Raw genomic sequence first — 16,452 nt, forward strand, 5'->3', positions numbered from 1 at the left:
TTATGATAATTGATTAAGTTGCCCCGAAAGTATGGCTATTCCTTCTTTAAAAGAGTGTGGTTTATAATCCAGAACCTTATAAGCTTTATCTAGAATGAAACCTGTTCTCGGAGGCCTTTTAGCAGTTTGTTTAAATTTAGAACCATCCGTTTTGGTGATGAGTGCTTTATCAAGCTTGAAATAATCAGCCGTTTGAATGGCCATTTCATAAGGAGTCATGAAATCTTTTCCTGAAATGTTAAATATTCCCCGCGCTTTCTTTTCAACAATTAAAAAACAACCCTGGGCTAAATCTTCAGCTAAAGTTGGGGATCTCCATTGGTCATCTACTACATTAATATTTTTACCTTCTTCTAACGACTTCTTCACCCACAAAATGATATTAGAGCGGCTCATATCATGGGCAATTCCATAAACTAATACAGTTCTGGCAATGGCCCAGTCTATATGGCTTTCCAGTAATAATTTCTCTGCCGCCAGTTTGCTTTCGCCATAATAGCTCACAGGATTAGGTGTATCTTCTTCCTTATAGGGGCCACCTTCTCCATCAAAAATAAAATCCGTTGATAAGTGGAGTAAGAATGCATTTATCTTTTCTGAAGCATTGATTAAGTACTTTACGGCATCAACATTCAGTTTCCAGCAATTCTCCTTTTCGGTTTCACATTGGTCCACATTAGTCATGGCCGCAGTGTTAATAATTACATCCGGGCGCTCTTTTTCTATGGTTTGCATTACTTCTTTTTCGTTAGTAATGTCTAAACTTAGGTACTTATAAGATTCATCCGCGGGTAATCTGTTTTCCCCTCGGGCAGTGGCTATAAGTTCGTGTTTACCAATAGTAGTGATCAGTTGAACCAACTTCTGTCCTAGTAAACCATTGGATCCTGTAATTAATATTTTCATTTTTCTTCTTTAGAATATTGGTAGCCGTACTGTTCTGTAATTTTCTTTTTCGACATTTTATCGAGCTCCACTGTTAAGTAGATATCTTCAATGGGTTTATCTCCAGCGCCTTTTTTTACAGCCGCTATCGAATCAATAACATTTAGACCTTCTACAACGCGTCCAAATACTGTGTATTCACCATCCAGGTGTGGAGCTCCTCCTTTGTTTGCATAATCTGCTTTCTGGTCTTCGCTGAACTGGTAAAGCTCAATCTCACCAAATTCTTTAATTATAAGGGAGTCAGCTTTCTCCATAAAGCTTTGCAAACCTTCTAAATCCTGGTTTTTTTGCATCTCGATCACTTTGTTTCTCAGGTCTGAGTATTTATTCATGCTGAGTAGTTCTCTTACCTTTGCTTGCTTTTCCTGGTATTTACGCCCTTCTGCCAATTGATCCAACTCAGGCCCTTCAAAAGTCTGACCCTGAACAATATAAAATTGTGAACCGCTTGAACGCTTTTTTGGGTTTACCTGATCACCTTGTCTTGCAGCAGCCAAAGCTCCTTTAACATGCCAAAACTGATCATTTATTTCTTCCTCAATAGTGTAATTCACTTTCTCTTCTTCCTTTATATTGGGCTTAATGTTAACGTCTCCTCCCTGGATCATGAAGTCCTCTATCACTCTGTGGAAAATGGTGCTATCATATTGCCCTGACTCAATAAGCTTGATGAAATTCTGTTTGTGCTTGGGCGTTTCTTCATACAAAATGGCTTTCATGTCTCCGTATTTGGTGTGGAAAATTACAATGGAGTCTTTAGAAGCCTGACATCCGCTGAAAAGAAGAATGAAAACCAGTAAGTTTAAAAATAATTTGTTCATTTTTTTCTGTTTTGGTAGTTTTAAGATTAGTCTGATTAGGATTTGAGGGTGGTTATTCTATTTATTAAGTTGTTGTTTTATCTCTTTCAAAATTTTATCACCGCCTGCATTAAGTACTTGCTTTGCTAACAATATCCCCAGATTTTCAGCCTGGCTTACATCATCTGTGAGTTTAAAAGAAATTCTTGTTTTACCATCTAAACTGATTATACCCGCCTCCATTTCAATGCTATTACCTTGTAAAGTAGCCAGGCCGAAAACCGGAATACTGCAACCTCCGTCCATATATTTGAGATAGGCTCTTTCCGCGGTTAAGCAGTCGGCTGTGTTTTTGTGGTTGATCGCATATTTTACAATTTGCTTTTTTTCACCAGAAAGTTGCTCGTGTGCCTCAATAGCAATGGCACCCTGCCCAACTGCTGGTACAAACTCTGAAATAGATAAGCTGTGTACTATTTTATCATCGTACTCCATTCTATGAACACCTGCATAGGCAAGCAATATAGCATCACATAAACCTTCTTCCATTTTACGTATCCTGGTTTGCAGGTTCCCTCTAATATCCACCGTTTTAATATGCGGATAAAAGTGTTTTAAAGTAGCAATTCTTCGGGTAGAGGAAGTCCCTAAAGTGATAGGTTGCTTAAGGTCTATCTTTGTATTTGATGACACAATAACATCATTTACTTTTTCCCTTTCTGAAAATGCGATAAGCTCAAACCCCTCCGGAAGCTTTGATTGCATGTCTTTTGCACTATGCACAGCAATATCAATAGCTCCTGACGCTAATTGCTCTTCTATTTCTTCAGTAAATACACCTTTACTTCCAATTTTGGATATAGCTACATCTAAAATTTTATCTCCTTTGGTATCTATAGTAATTATTTCGGCTTCATGTCCGGCTTTTACAAGCTTTTCCTGTACAAAATAAGCCTGCCATAGCGCCAACTTACTTCCCCTTGTACCTATCTTTATCTTCATTTAATTTTATATTCTTTAATATTTAATGTAGAAATAGTCTCTACTCACGCAATTTAAATTTTATTCCCTACCTTTTTTTAGTCGGTTTTTCTCATCATAAGAAATATCCTCCAGCGCCACATCCACAATAAATCTACTTTTTAATAACTTCCTGCCCAGTAATATTGGGTTTTTCATGTGGCTTCTGTCTGACAAGGAAAATTCAGTATTAATGTTTTTATTAAATAAGCGAAGCTTGGTTTTTATAACATAGCGCTGTTGTACTTGCCCATTAGAACTCCTTATTTTTTTTAATTTAAAAGTATCTGTTTTAAAGACTCTTGCTTTCATTCCTTTTCCCAGGCGATTACCACTTATTGTATATACAAGAAGCTCCCTGCCATCATCTGCTTTATCTATATGTATTTTGGAGCAGTGAATAGCAGAGGTATATGCCCCTGTATCAATTTTGGCTTGTACATCCGCAAGTCCCAGCTCCGGTAAGTCTACCTTATCAGTACGTCCGATTACTCTTTTTAATTTCGTCAATTTCCTGATTTCTGATTTGAAGGGCTAAAGTACGGAATTGTCAGCATTCATAAAACGATAAGTAAACGCAATAAGATGAAAGTTGCTAAACAGAAGGTGTGTTAATACTGCAGAAAAATTGAATAGCTGTTGTTCTTAAAAAAGTAAAAGAAGGAATTTGGTGTTTTAATAAGAAAAATCATTCAATTTAAGGTGGCTTTTTATAGATTTGCAGAACGATTGCAACCATGAGCGAAATTAATATTGACATACCTGAAGGCAAAAGCATTTATTTCGCTTCCGATTTTCATTTAGGTGCCCCTAACAAGCAAGAAAGCCTGACCCGCGAGTTAAAAATAATTAATTGGCTGGAGAGTATTAAGCTTAATGCTGCAGCTATTTTTTTAGTAGGCGATATCTTTGATTTTTGGCATGAATACAAACAAGTAATTCCCAAAGGATTTATCAGGTTTCAGGGTAAGTTGGCAGAATTGGTAGATGCAGGCATTCCCCTATTTTTATTCACGGGCAACCATGATATGTGGATGTTTGGATACTTTACGGAGGAATTAGGTATTCCTGTATATCGAGAGCCCCAGGTATTAAATGCGAATGGAAAACGTATATTTATCGGGCATGGTGATGGGCTTGGGCCTGGTGATTATCAATATAAATTTTTGAAGAAAGTTTTTGAAAACAAAGTTTGTCAATGGTTATTCCGGCAAATTCATCCTGATCTGGGTATTTGGATTGCTAATAAATGGTCGGCAAGCAGTCGAATTAGTAGTAGTACTGATGATAGCTCCAAATTTCTGGGAGAAGGCGAATGGCTATGGTCTTTTGCTAAGGAAAAGGAAAAGGAAGAACATTATGACTGCTATATATTCGGACATAGGCACTTACCAATTGATGAGCCGGTAGGAGAACATTCCAGATACATAAATTTAGGAGAGTGGGTGCATTATTATACTTTTGTAGAATTTACTGGCAAAGAATTTGTGTTGAAAACTTTCCAATAGCATAATTAACGTTTTTCCTTATGAGTAAACTTATACTTTTTATTTTATTATTTTTCTTGTTTCTCGGAAATGTTGTCCATGCACAAAAGCCAAAATCAGAGAAAGGATCTAAAACAACGCAAGTGCAGGGTGATGGAGAGCTTAAATATCCAAAAAAGTTGCTAGTCAATCCTGACTTCGATTTTAAATTAAAAAGTACTCAAAAAGGAAAGTTTATTTTGAGCTTTTATAAAAATCAGGATAAAGCTTTGAAGGTGAAAATATATGATATAACAGGTAATTTAGTGCTGCAGGAAACTGTTACTGACAATGGTTCCTTTAGTAAGGAATATGATTTATCTTATTATAAGCCTAAATTTTTTATCGTAGAGGTTGGGAGCTCAGAATATAACAAAACTAAATCCATCATAACAGAATAAAAAAAACAGCCCTGACTTTTATCTGTTTACTCAACACTAAAAAGCCAGGGCTGCCTAAGAAAATAAAATAATCTAGTTTAGTTAATTTCAACTAGTTCAATTTCAAAAGTCAGATCTTTTCCTGCTAAAGGATGGTTTGCATCCAGAACAATATGATCATCATTTACTTCAGCAATAACTACAGGTAAAGCCTGTCCATCAGGTTGTTGCATTGATAACTGCATTCCCAGTTCAGGTTTGATGTCTTCCGGTAACTTATCCATAGGAACAGGTACCATCATGTCATCTCTTTTTTCACCATAAGCTTCACTGCTCGGGATATCAGCTACCTTTTTGTCGCCAATCTTCATACCATCAACAGCTTTATCGAAACCTACTATCATTTGTCCAGCACCTACTTCGAACTCAATAGGTTCTCTTTGAAGAGAGCTGTCAAAAACAGTTCCGTCTGTTAATTTTCCAGTGTAATGAACTTTTACTTTGTCGCCTTTCTTTACTGTTGACATAATTTTTGCTTTTTATTTTGCATTATAAACCACAAAGGTAGGGTATACATTCCCCAATGAAAAGTTATTGGTAGTTTAATGCGCATTATGTTCATAATTGTAACATTATTGTTCATTTTTGAACATAAAAATGCAGATATTTCCTTAATTTGTCTATAAAAGGCTGATTAGTGAATTGGCATCATATTTAGTAGAATAATAGAGAATATAGAAATTATGGAAAAGGAAATTCAGAAGATTTTAATAATAGATGATGATGAGGATGTTTTGTTTGCTGCAAAAATGTTGCTGAAAAAACATGTGAAAGAAGTTTTAATTGAGAAAGATCCCCGGAAAATTCCTTTTTTACTCAATCAATCATCGTACGATGTAATCCTCTTAGACATGAATTTCAGCCAGGATACCACCAGTGGTAAGGAAGGGATGTATTGGCTGGAGCAAATAAAAGAAAGAGATCCTCATGCCGTGGTGATATTAATTACCGCTTATGGCGATGTTGAGACTGCCGTAAATGCTTTAAAGAAAGGAGCCACTGATTTTGTTTTAAAACCATGGCAAAATGAAAAACTAATAGCTACAATCCATGCTGCAGCCAAGTTGAAGAACTCCTACAATCAGGTAAATAAACTTCAGCAGGAAAAGCAGCAGCTGGAGGAATCTATTGATGCACCTTTTAAGTCAATCATTGGCGAAAGTAAAGCTTTGCGTAATGTGTTCACTATTATAGACAAGGTGGCATCCACTGATGCAAACGTGTTGATTTTAGGTGAAAATGGAACGGGGAAAGAGCTAATTGCAAGAGCGCTTCATAAAAAGTCCAGAAGGAAGGATAATTCATTTGTAAGTGTAGATATGGGAGCGCTTACTGATTCATTGTTTGAAAGTGAGCTTTTCGGGCATAAGAAAGGAGCATTTACAGATGCTAAAATAGACCGGGCAGGCCGATTTGAAATAGCTGATAAAGGCACTATTTTTCTTGATGAAATCGGCAACCTGAGTGCTGCCTTACAAGCCAAGTTGCTGAATGTGCTTCAAAGCAGAACTGTTACAAGGCTGGGTAGTAATGAGGCAATCCCTTTTGACACCAGGTTAATCTGCGCCACCAATGAAGATATTCATTCCATGGTTGCAAAAGGTAATTTCAGACAGGATCTTCTTTACAGGATCAATACGGTGGAAATTCATTTGCCTGCTTTACGCGATCGCATTGAAGATATTCCATTGCTGGCAGATCACTTTTTGACGCTTTATGCATCAAAATATAAAAAAGAAGGCCTGAAAATTGATCCTTCTGCCATAAGATTGCTTCAGAAATATGGGTGGCCGGGAAATATTCGTGAGCTACAGCATGCAATAGAAAGAGCCACCATTATGAGTGATAATGTAAATTTGCAATCCGATGATTTCTTCTTTTTAAATAATAAAGGCCCCATTACAGAGCAGAGTGATAGCATGGAAGATAGTTTTAATCTGGATGAAGTGGAAAAGCAAACTATTCAAAAAGCCATACAAATTCATGGAGGTAATATTTCTAAAGCCGCAGAAGAGCTAGGCTTAACCAGAGCCTCTTTATATAGAAGGATAAGTAAGTATGATATATCGTAACCCGCTTGCCAAAAGAATAATTATCAGGTTACTGATTCTGCTGGCTACCTTTTTTCTTTGGTCTGTATTTATGGCAAAAGGTGGTTATTTCATTGTAAATGTTATAATGCTGGCGCTGGTGGCTGTTCAGGCACATGCATTTGTAAAAGAGCAAACAGCTAATCAGAAATCTACTAGCGATTTTCTTGAAAGTTTAAAGAATAATAATTTAGATGGAACGGATGGTTTTAACAGTGAAAATGACCCTCTTTTAAGGGCTGAGTTTATAAAGATTAAGAGTGCAATTCGTGCCTCGCAAAAAGAAAAAGAAGCGGAATATCAATACTTCAGAAATATTGTGCAGCACGTAGGTATTGGCATTATTACTTTTAATCAAAATGGGGAAATTCAGCTTTACAATTTTGCCGCTAAAAAGCTTTTGAATACTTCTTACCAGATTAAGAAAATCAGCGATTTAGAAAGTGTGAGTCCTGAATTGGTAGAAACTTTTGAGACCCTGAAAACAGGAGGGAGGAAGCTGGTTCAGGTTAATATCGGAGAGGAAATGAGACAACTTTCTGTATATGCTATAGAGCTTCAGCTACACGATAAGCAGTTCAAACTGGTTTCTATACAGAATATACAAAGTGAGTTGGATGAAAAGGAAATGGAAGCATGGAGAAACCTAATTAGGGTGCTTACGCATGAAATTATGAATTCAGTAACTCCTATATCCTCACTTTCAGCCACAACAAAAGGGATGTTGGCCGCTCAAATGGAAGAAGAAAAACCCTGGTATTCAATTGAACATGAAGATATGTTGGATTTACAGTCTTCCCTTCAAACTATAGAGAACAGGAGCGAAGGCTTGATCAGATTTCTTAATGAATTCAGAAGCTTAACACATACACCTACACCTAAATTTAAGGATGAACAGATTAATATTATTCTGGGAAGCATCTGTCTATTGATGGCTAAAGACCTGCAAAAAAATAATGTTAATCTGATAAAAAGCTTTGATGAGAATCTGCCCGACATAAAAATAGATCGTGAATTGGTAGAGCAGGTAATAATTAATCTGGTAAAAAATGCTTCTGAGTCCTTCGGAGATGTAGAAGGGGAAAAAAAGATATGGATCAGTTCCAACCTTGATAGTAAAAACAGAGTCACTGTAACAGTGCGTGATAATGGTAGTGGAATTGAACCAGAAGCACTTACGAAAATTTTCATTCCATTTTTTACTACCAAGAAAAGTGGGTCAGGTATTGGACTAAGCCTTTCTAAGGAAATAATGAGAAAGCATCAGGGAAATATTTCTGTTCAGTCTGCGTTAGGAACGGGAACAGAGTTTACCTTAAAATTTTAGTGATTACACATTAAAAAATTATATTTGTGGAAAATATTGTAAAAATGCCAAAAGAAGAAATTCAAAAAGCCATTACCAATATATTGGTAGAGAAACTGGGAATCCCCCAGTCCGAAGTAACCCCGGATGCTAGTTTCATCAAAGATCTGGGTATTGATTCATTGGATTACGCTGAGCTGGTGATGGAATTTGAACAGAACTTCAATATCAGAATTCCTGATATGGATGCTGAGAAACTTTCAACCGTAAATCAGGCTGTAAAGTACATTGATGCTAAACTAAGTGAGGGGTAAATAAATATTGGTATTAGCAATTTTTACCAATACTTTATTGATTGTGTTGAGGGAGCAAAAGCAAATTTTGTCTGCTATTCTTAGTTGCTTAATTAAAATATTTAGGGAAAAGGGGGATACTGTAATGGCGGTCTTTTTGTGTTAAAGCTTAAGTTAGGTATTTAAACATCATGCTTTTATCAGTATTCTAATGCTAATCAGAGAAATTTAGGGACAATTAAGTTGGGTAGAGAAAGATCTGGTTTGTAAGAAGAGATCTTCCCACCTTTCATTAATGAAACAAGCAGATGGTGCCAATATTTTAAAGGTGTTTTAAGTGAAAAGCACTAAAACTCTCAAAGTTAATTTTAACCTTAACATACAAGTAATAGATTGTTATTTTGATCTTAGTAAGTTTGCTTTCAACAGATTGAATATAGCACTATAGCTAACTAATTACATAATTTTATTAAATATATACCTATAATAGTAGAATCATAACCGCTCTATATTTTTTGCATTCATGCCACTTGAATTATTAATCTCAGAATTTCATCAGCCAGTATGAAAGTACTTTCCAGTCTAGTCATTGTGTCCTTCCTGTCATTGATGCAGGTTTTCTCTCAAAAAGTTTCAGTAAGCGGATACATTAAAGAGGCTTCTTCCGGGGAATCCCTCATAGGAGCTACCGTAATAGATGCAGCTAACCCCTCGGTGGGGCAGGTATCTAATGTATATGGTTACTATTCATTGCAATTAGAGCCTGGAGCATATACTCTACGAGTTTCCTTTGTTGGGTATAAGCCTAAAGAAGTTAAAGTAGACCTGAATAGTGATGCTACAATTAATTTTGAGTTAGAAGAGGAAACCTCCAGTTTGGAAGAAGTTGTTGTAAGTGCCCGGAGAAAAGATGAGAATGTAAGCTCTGTTAAAATGAGCACAGAAAGGCTTCAGATTGAGAGGATAAAATCAATTCCTGCACTTTTTGGAGAAGTAGATGTTATTAAAAGCATTCAACTACTTCCCGGAATCACCTCAGCAGGTGAAGGAACAACCGGGATGTTTGTAAGAGGTGGTTCCTCTGATCAGAACCTGATTTTATTAGATGAGGCAACTGTTTATAATGCCAGCCATTTATTAGGTTTCTTCTCAGTCTTTAATCCTGATGCCATTAAAAATGTGGAAATCTACAAGGGAGGGATTCCGGCCAGGTATGGGGGGAGAATTTCTTCTATTCTGGACATACAAATGAGAGAGGGGAATAATAAAAAATTGGAGTTGTCAGGTGGCTTAGGGAGTATAAGCAGTAGGTTTACTGCTGAAGGACCTATTATTAAGGATAAATCTTCATTGCTTGTTTCCGGCCGAAGAACTTATGCTGATATCTTTTTAGGCCTGGCGCAGGATGAGGATATTAGAAATAACACTTTATATTTTTATGATTTGAATGCTAAATTCAATTATCAGTTTAATGAAAAAGATAAAATCTTTGTTTCAGGTTATTTCGGACGGGATAGATTAGGGTTTCAGGATTTATTTGGATTCGATTGGGGAAACTCTACTTTCTCATTGAGGTGGAACCACTTGTTTAGCGATAAGTTATTTTTAAACACCACGGCTCTTTACAGTAACTTCGATTATGGATTTGATGTAAATACAGCCGGACTGGCTTATCAATGGAAGTCAGGATTGCAAGAGTATAACCTTAAATTCGATTTTAACTATTATCTGAACAATAACAATACCATCAGTTTTGGAGCTAATACAATATACCATGTATTTTCGCCTGCTAATATTGAATCAAAAGATTCTAATATCAGAAACCTGGGCTTGGCAAATGATTATGCCCTTGAAACTGCATTTTATATATCAAACCTGCATGAAGTTAGCCAGAAACTTAGCCTGGAATATGGGTTGCGCTATTCTTCTTTTGCTAAAGTAGGACGTGATTCAGTATCTATTTACGAGGAGGGTATGCCAAGAGCAGAGGAAAACATAGTAGGTGTTGATGTGTATGATTCATGGGAGATGGTTAAATATTATGGAGGGCTTGAGCCACGTCTTGGTATTAGGTATATGATTGATTCTAAAAACTCAGTAAAAGCCTCTTATAACAGAATGTTGCAGTATCTTCAGGTAGCTAGTAATGCTACTGCCGGCTTTCCAACAGATCGATGGATTCCGGCTGATTCCTATATAAAGCCTTTAATTGGAGATCAAGTAGCTTTGGGTTATTTCAAAAATTTCTCTGAAAACATCTGGGAGGTGTCGGTAGAAGGTTATTATAAATGGATGCAGAACGTAGTGGATTTCCTTCCCGGAGAGGATATCCTGCTAAACGATAAAATTGAAACAGCAGTGGCTGAAGGGAAAGCTTGGGCCTACGGAAGTGAATTTTTAATAAGGCGCAACCTCGGTAAAACTACTGGTTGGGTAAGTTATACATTGGCGCGCACTCAGCGGCAGATTGATGGTGTAGCCTCCGGTAATCCTTATCTGGCCAGATATGATAAAACACATGATATTTCAGTAGTACTTTCGCATCAAATTAACGACAAACTTTCTCTTTCCGGCAACTGGGTGTATGCTACAGGAGCAGCAGTTACATTCCCTGAAGGAAGATATGTTATCGATGGACAGTCAATCCCTTATTACGATGACTCCAAACGTAATACCAGCAGAATGCCTAGCTATCATAGAATGGATGTTGCCCTTAACTGGAAACTTAATAGCAAAAGAAGAGGCTATGAGCATGAACTTAATTTCTCACTCTACAATGCTTATAACAGAAAGAATGTTTTTTCTATTGAGTTCAAGAATGTGAATAATAAAAATCCTAATTATGATAGCGATACAGATGGACCTGTAACCAGTACTACTCCTGAATCTGTTAAAACTGCATTATTCGGAATCATTCCTTCTATTACATATAACTTTAAATTTACCGGTAAATGACTCAGTTAAGAAATATACTTGTTTTTGCCTGTTTTATAGGATGTTCACTTGCCTGCCAGGAACTTATTGAGTTAGATTTAGCACAAAGTGAGTCGCGGGTTGTAGTAGAGGGGATTTTCACGGATGCAGACGGCCCTCATAGAATAAAGATATCTAAAACTATTAATTATTATGACACCGGTAAAACGCCTCCTGTAACAGATGCTGCAGTACAACTGTTGGATTCTGCCGAAAACTTGCTTTCTACATTTACTTATAATGCTGAGGATAGTACCTACCTAAGTCCTGAAGGCTTGAAAGGAGAAGTAAGTAAAACATATATTGTTCAAATAGAAGTAGATGGAGATATTTACCGGGCAAAAGGTACTATTTTAAGAAATGCCACTTTAGATTCACTCTACTACCTTTCCGAGAAACAACTTGAAATGTTGGGCCAACCCGTTTTTGGAGAGGGGTATTTTTTATTTGCTAATGGTAACCTTAACCGACCAGGTGTACAATATTTTAAGTTACAATTGAAAGTAAATGACACTTTAAAGAATTCACGATCAGATCTGGCTAACTCTATTTTATCTTCTGAATTTTTTGGTAGTGAGTTTAGAGGGTTACCTATTCCAGGTTCTTATAAAAAAGATGATACTGTTTCTTTAAGACTATTTTCATTGGATGAGGCTGTATATGACTATTATACAGAATTTATCAACTTATTATTTAATGATGGAGGGGTTTTTAGCCCGCCACCTGTTAATGCCACCAGCAATATTTCAAACATCACTACACCTGAAAACTTCCCTTTAGGATATATTCAGTTTAGTTCAGTGCTGGAGCAGGAGGTTATTATTAAAGATGATGAAAAGTAATAGATGATCTGCCGAATTTTCAAAACGTAGCGGCTGTTTATTCATAACCAGTTTATATTCAGGTTATTTAAGTGTTACTAATTTTATCTACGTGTTATCATAATCGTCTATCTTTCCCATATATTTATTAATACCATAATTATTGCATAAAGCCTGAATAACAATTATAGACGATCTTTAGGAAACCAAAAGATTCCATGAAGACACATTATAAGACATTAGTTATTTCAGATGTTCACTTGGGCACAAGTAGTTCAAAAGCCAAAGAATTAGTAAAATTTCTTAAGCAAAGCACCTGTGAAAAGCTTATTCTTAACGGAGATATTATTGATGGCTGGCAGTTGAAAAAGTATGGTACCTGGAAAAGGAAACATACTCGTTTCTTCAACAGGATTCTTAAAATGATTGAATTAAATAACACTGAAGTTATTTATTTAAGGGGTAACCATGATGATTTTCTTGATCAGGTATTGCCATTTAAGGTAGGAAACCTATCCATTGTGAGGGATTATGTTTTGGAGAGTAATAACAGAAAACTATACGTTGTCCATGGCGATATTTTCGATTCAATTACTACCAACCTTAAGTGGGTAGCCAAATTAGGAGATATTGGTTACACTTTCCTATTATGGCTAAATGCCCGATATAATTTTTATAGAAGAAAGAAAGGCCTTCCATACTACTCTTTAAGTCAGGTGGTAAAGTCAAAAGTAAAATCAGCGGTTTCTTATATTGATGATTTCGAGACACAACTGGCAGAGATTGCTAAAATTAAAGGCTGTGAAGGAATAATCTGCGGTCATATTCATCAGCCTGCTTTAAAAGAAATTAATGGTATTACATACATGAATTCAGGAGACTGGGTTGAGTCCTTGAGTGCACTGGCAGAGGACGAAAATGGCGAATGGAGCCTTGTTTACTATGCAGATAGCAAAGAAGAGAATACAGTATCCATGAAGGCACACCCATCTGAAGATGAAGACGAACATGATTTCAGCATGGAGGATGCATTGGATCGCTTAAGAAAGCGCACCGCATAATGTAATATTTGCTGAAAGGCTTTATCTTCGGGTATGGCTCTTATCAGTAAAAAGAAGAATATTTATCCGATAGGTGATCCGCTCCGTAATTACCTGGTTAATCACGGACGTGCTATTGAAATTCCTATTACCTATAGCGATCTCACGAGGTATAATAATGCTATTCCATTATATGATGGTGATGGAAAAGACACTCTTTGGGAAACCTTGTTTTTTCCGCAGGATGACATGAATCATATATATTTTGGCTTAAAAAATATATACGCCATCCTTAAAGCAGATGGAGACCTTTCAGTAATGGAACATTTGTATGTTGACAGGGTAGATGCCTGTACTTACGGAAACACTTACCCTTTCAGAGTTCGTATAGTTAATCGTATTAACGATAACTTTGATTACTTCTATATTAAAAAAGCTGATGCTTCCAGAATTTACGGGCTGGAGCTGGAACACCTGCTTTCCCCCAACAGAATGAGCTACATTGTGAATGGTAGCACATTAATTGAAGAACATATTCCCGGCATTCCAGGTGATCAATTTATTAAAAGCTATATGAATGATGAAAAGCTTAATAAAATTCGAATCGCTAAAGAGTTTGTGAAATTTACGGAGCGTTGTTTTGTCCGATTGTTGGGGGATATGCATTCTAACAATTTTGTGATTGATGTAACGCCCGACTTTGAGGAAGTTCATTACAGGATAAAATCTATTGATTTCGACCAGCAATCTTATGAGGGAAGAAAAGTGGTTTATATGCCGCAATACTTTAAACAAAACAATCCTATTATAAACATTGGGCTTGAGCTGATGACCCCTGCCACAGTAAAGCAGTACCAGAAAGAGGAAAGATCATTAATTGTAAATAGGATGAAAGCTTCAACTCATAATTTGAAGGCTTTAATGAGAAGTATGAGAAAGGATAAGATTTCAATCCCTGAAAATGTGAGTAATTTAAAGAAAGAACTGGCAGACCACTACAAACACTCTTCTTTTCTGGAAAGTAAAAGCATGGGCGATGTGGTGGCTACAAGCCTTCAATATCTTCATGATAATCACTAATTGAGCAGAAATTTAGCGGATTAATACGATTTGCTGATTCATAAGCTGTACCAACATTTCGAAGAAGCCCCTAAGCTGTGGATACTCCGGGCTCATATAAATTACCTGGTTCACATCAAGGGAATATTCAATTATTATTTTATTTCCTTTCTGACTTGCATTGTACATAAAGCGTGCTTTGTTTTCATCTAATGCAAAGCTTTTCGATTGGGGTAATTTTTGAACCACCCAGCCTTCTGGTATTTCGTAATTGTAGCTTCCTTTTCGCACAATAGGGGTATAAACTGTGATAGGGTTCTGTCTTTCATTTTCAGGAAAAGGATTCTCTTCATATTCATTAAATACTATAGGTTTAATACTCATATAGTTTTTAGCAACAGAATCGGCAGCTCTTGTAAATGACAGAAATTCTTTAATTACTTTATTTCCTTCAAATGTGTCGTTAACTTCATGCTTCTTAATATCCCATTTAATATTCTCAAAAATTGTTTCAATTAAATAGTCGTTATACGTTCTGTTACTGTTAAGAAATCTGTAATCGAAATTATAAACACTATAGCCGTCTCTTTTTACTTCTAATTCTCCGGATACCGAAGCAGAATCGCTAATTATAAAGTTGCCAATAGCTTGTTCTTTATCTTCGAATTTAAATTCCAAAGGAACAAAGCCTGGAGCAGTTCTGGACACCACTAAACCTCCGCTATTAATACTGTTGGGGGATAACATGTTAAACAATAAATTCTTATCGGAGGCATCAAGAAAATAATTTTCACCATTTAGCCGCACCATGCTTACAAAATGATTAAATATTTCAAAATTAGGATACTCCGGATAAGTAGGGCGATTGTCAATAGTACAAAGTGCAATAAGATAAGCATCAAAACCGGCTTGATTTAACATTTTAGTTAAAAGCATGTTAATTTGTTGAGGGCTACCTGCCTTCGCATTGTAAATATCTTCTAGGTTTGTACTTTCATTGGTATAATCCAGTTCGAAATTATTTCTTACATAATAGTAGAAACTTTGAATGTTTTTGAGAGCTGAAAATTCGCGGAAGTAAATTTGATTCACTTTCTCTGATAGAAATCCTCCTCTTGAATAAACCTGTCTGAAATAAGGATCACCTGCCCAGTTAAAAGCAAGTTCTTCGTAGCCTTCCGGTAATAAATACTGAGTTTCTTTTCCTGGCAATGTATATTCTGCAAGGAAAAATTTAATTTTCGACACGAAGTAATCGTCCCCGGGAATATCCATTTCTTCCACATAAGCAGGCAAAGAATCCATTACATAAGTTTCCTTTATTATAGCTGTCTCACTTTCCAGTATTGTTTGTTTCTCAGGAGATCTCTGCAAATCATCGAGGCCTTTTACTCCTTCTAAATTTTTATAGAATAATACAAAGGAAGGAATTGCTGTGGTATAAGTTGATTTTAGTACAGGAACTTCATTTTGGAAATACCAGTTATTTAAATTCTGCCAGTCTGCTATTTTCAGTGTATAGGTATATTCAATAATGCTGCCCTTTTTTACTTCAGGAATTGAAAAATAAGATGTTACCACACCTTCAGTAACATTTTCACGCTTTATGTTAGCAGCCTGTAATCTTTTGGAAGTTATTTCACCATTTGGAGTGATGTTATAAGCAATAGCATCTATGTTGATAAGCGAATCTTCCGTACTGTAAGGAATACGTACATTTCCCCAGGATTTACCTTCTTCAGTTAAAATTTTAACTCTTGTATTATGTCGAAAAACCAGTTCCAGACTATCAGTATAATAACTATAACCACTATCCAACAAAATCACCGCTTCAGCATCCTTTATAAAGTCGCCTTTTATCTGAAAATCATGTTGGTTGAGTGAGCTGAATTCAGTGGTTTTTTGTGAATAAACCATTGTAGATAAAAGAAATAAAGGGAGAAAGAGGGTGAAGGGATTCTTTAGATTAAGGTTTATCATTTTAAATAATGGTTTATAGAAGCGTACTCTTTATTTTCTTGAAGGCTCCACTGCAATTATTGTTCCAATTTTAAACAAAATTTTTATATTGTATATGTTTTTTTAATTAGAAGCTAAGCAGGTTGGAACATTTTCAGAACGATTAAAATAGTAGTT

15 protein-coding genes are annotated in these 16,452 nt (G+C 36.1%); 9 read left to right on the forward strand and 6 right to left on the reverse strand.

Going from position 1 to position 16,452, the window contains the following annotated elements; translation table 11 throughout:
- Genes IEV85_RS05415 through IEV85_RS05430 form a run of 4 tightly spaced genes read right to left on the reverse strand, consistent with a single transcriptional unit; the run spans position 1 to position 3,278 of the window.
- Positions 1–906, reverse strand: coding sequence for an SDR family oxidoreductase (locus tag IEV85_RS05415; RefSeq protein WP_188460979.1), 906 nt, complete (start codon positions 904–906; stop codon positions 1–3).
- On the reverse strand, positions 903–1,769 hold the full coding sequence (locus tag IEV85_RS05420; RefSeq protein ID WP_188460981.1) for a peptidylprolyl isomerase: 867 nt from the start codon (positions 1,767–1,769) through the stop codon (positions 903–905). The genes IEV85_RS05415 and IEV85_RS05420 overlap by 4 nt, the downstream gene beginning before the upstream one ends.
- A gap of 57 nt (positions 1,770–1,826) precedes the next feature.
- On the reverse strand, positions 1,827–2,750 hold the full coding sequence (gene hemC / locus IEV85_RS05425; protein ID WP_188460984.1) for a hydroxymethylbilane synthase: 924 nt from the start codon (positions 2,748–2,750) through the stop codon (positions 1,827–1,829).
- Positions 2,751–2,810: 60 nt separating this feature from the next.
- Positions 2,811–3,278, reverse strand: coding sequence for an ATP-dependent zinc protease family protein (locus tag IEV85_RS05430; RefSeq protein WP_188460986.1), 468 nt, complete (start codon positions 3,276–3,278; stop codon positions 2,811–2,813).
- 227 nt (positions 3,279–3,505) lie between these two features.
- On the opposite strand from IEV85_RS05430, the gene IEV85_RS05435 reads away from it, so the two are divergent.
- Together IEV85_RS05435 and IEV85_RS05440 are read left to right on the forward strand one after the other, a co-directional pair.
- A complete protein-coding gene (locus IEV85_RS05435; protein ID WP_188460988.1) occupies positions 3,506–4,276 on the forward strand; it encodes a UDP-2,3-diacylglucosamine diphosphatase in 771 nt (256 codons plus the stop codon).
- 20 nt (positions 4,277–4,296) lie between these two features.
- Positions 4,297–4,695 (forward strand): T9SS type A sorting domain-containing protein, encoded by a 399-nt coding sequence (locus tag IEV85_RS05440; RefSeq protein ID WP_188460990.1) that lies wholly within the window; start codon positions 4,297–4,299, stop codon positions 4,693–4,695.
- A gap of 77 nt (positions 4,696–4,772) precedes the next feature.
- On the opposite strand, the gene IEV85_RS05445 is transcribed toward IEV85_RS05440, so the two are convergent.
- Positions 4,773–5,201 carry an FKBP-type peptidyl-prolyl cis-trans isomerase gene (locus IEV85_RS05445; RefSeq protein ID WP_188460992.1) on the reverse strand — a complete coding sequence of 143 codons (429 nt, stop codon included), beginning with the start codon at positions 5,199–5,201 and terminating at the stop codon, positions 4,773–4,775.
- A gap of 216 nt (positions 5,202–5,417) precedes the next feature.
- Between IEV85_RS05445 and IEV85_RS05450 the strand changes: the two genes are divergently transcribed.
- The 7 genes from IEV85_RS05450 (at position 5,418) to IEV85_RS05480 (ending at position 14,337) form a co-directional block, all read left to right on the forward strand.
- On the forward strand, positions 5,418–6,806 hold the full coding sequence (locus tag IEV85_RS05450) for a sigma-54-dependent transcriptional regulator (RefSeq protein WP_188460994.1): 1,389 nt from the start codon (positions 5,418–5,420) through the stop codon (positions 6,804–6,806).
- Positions 6,793–8,151: an ATP-binding protein gene (locus tag IEV85_RS05455; protein ID WP_188460995.1), complete on the forward strand. Its 1,359-nt coding sequence runs from the start codon at positions 6,793–6,795 to the stop codon at positions 8,149–8,151. Before IEV85_RS05450 ends, IEV85_RS05455 begins: the two co-directional genes overlap by 14 nt.
- Before the next feature lie 44 nt (positions 8,152–8,195).
- Complete coding sequence (locus IEV85_RS05460; RefSeq protein WP_188461627.1) at positions 8,196–8,444, forward strand: acyl carrier protein; 249 nt, start codon at positions 8,196–8,198, stop codon at positions 8,442–8,444.
- 543 nt (positions 8,445–8,987) lie between these two features.
- On the forward strand, positions 8,988–11,378 hold the full coding sequence (locus IEV85_RS05465) for a carboxypeptidase-like regulatory domain-containing protein (RefSeq protein ID WP_188460997.1): 2,391 nt from the start codon (positions 8,988–8,990) through the stop codon (positions 11,376–11,378).
- A complete protein-coding gene (locus tag IEV85_RS05470) occupies positions 11,375–12,238 on the forward strand; it encodes a DUF4249 family protein (RefSeq protein ID WP_188460999.1) in 864 nt (287 codons plus the stop codon). Before IEV85_RS05465 ends, IEV85_RS05470 begins: the two co-directional genes overlap by 4 nt.
- A gap of 197 nt (positions 12,239–12,435) precedes the next feature.
- On the forward strand, positions 12,436–13,278 hold the full coding sequence (locus IEV85_RS05475; RefSeq protein ID WP_188461001.1) for a UDP-2,3-diacylglucosamine diphosphatase: 843 nt from the start codon (positions 12,436–12,438) through the stop codon (positions 13,276–13,278).
- A gap of 33 nt (positions 13,279–13,311) precedes the next feature.
- Complete coding sequence (locus tag IEV85_RS05480) at positions 13,312–14,337, forward strand: hypothetical protein (RefSeq protein WP_188461003.1); 1,026 nt, start codon at positions 13,312–13,314, stop codon at positions 14,335–14,337.
- 12 nt (positions 14,338–14,349) lie between these two features.
- Here IEV85_RS05480 and IEV85_RS05485 read toward each other — a convergent pair whose 3' ends face one another.
- Positions 14,350–16,296, reverse strand: coding sequence for a DUF3858 domain-containing protein (locus IEV85_RS05485; protein WP_188461005.1), 1,947 nt, complete (start codon positions 16,294–16,296; stop codon positions 14,350–14,352).
- Positions 16,297–16,452: the final 156 nt, after the last annotated feature.

The organism is Marivirga lumbricoides, assembly GCF_014636295.1.
Taxonomy (GTDB): Bacteria; Bacteroidota; Bacteroidia; order Cytophagales; family Cyclobacteriaceae; genus Marivirga; species Marivirga lumbricoides.

Coding starts and splice junctions, on each gene's coding strand:
- IEV85_RS05415 (WP_188460979.1), bottom strand. CDS start 906: ATGAAAATATTAATTACAGGATCCAATGGTTTACTAGGACAGAAGTTG.
- IEV85_RS05420 (WP_188460981.1), bottom strand. CDS start 1,769: ATGAACAAATTATTTTTAAACTTACTGGTTTTCATTCTTCTTTTCAGC.
- hemC (WP_188460984.1), bottom strand. CDS start 2,750: ATGAAGATAAAGATAGGTACAAGGGGAAGTAAGTTGGCGCTATGGCAG.
- IEV85_RS05435 (WP_188460988.1), top strand. CDS start 3,506: ATGAGCGAAATTAATATTGACATACCTGAAGGCAAAAGCATTTATTTC.
- IEV85_RS05440 (WP_188460990.1), top strand. CDS start 4,297: ATGAGTAAACTTATACTTTTTATTTTATTATTTTTCTTGTTTCTCGGA.
- IEV85_RS05445 (WP_188460992.1), bottom strand. CDS start 5,201: ATGTCAACAGTAAAGAAAGGCGACAAAGTAAAAGTTCATTACACTGGA.
- IEV85_RS05450 (WP_188460994.1), top strand. CDS start 5,418: ATGGAAAAGGAAATTCAGAAGATTTTAATAATAGATGATGATGAGGAT.
- IEV85_RS05455 (WP_188460995.1), top strand. CDS start 6,793: ATGATATATCGTAACCCGCTTGCCAAAAGAATAATTATCAGGTTACTG.
- IEV85_RS05460 (WP_188461627.1), top strand. CDS start 8,196: ATGCCAAAAGAAGAAATTCAAAAAGCCATTACCAATATATTGGTAGAG.
- IEV85_RS05465 (WP_188460997.1), top strand. CDS start 8,988: ATGAAAGTACTTTCCAGTCTAGTCATTGTGTCCTTCCTGTCATTGATG.
- IEV85_RS05470 (WP_188460999.1), top strand. CDS start 11,375: ATGACTCAGTTAAGAAATATACTTGTTTTTGCCTGTTTTATAGGATGT.
- IEV85_RS05475 (WP_188461001.1), top strand. CDS start 12,436: ATGAAGACACATTATAAGACATTAGTTATTTCAGATGTTCACTTGGGC.
- IEV85_RS05480 (WP_188461003.1), top strand. CDS start 13,312: ATGGCTCTTATCAGTAAAAAGAAGAATATTTATCCGATAGGTGATCCG.
- IEV85_RS05485 (WP_188461005.1), bottom strand. CDS start 16,296: ATGATAAACCTTAATCTAAAGAATCCCTTCACCCTCTTTCTCCCTTTA.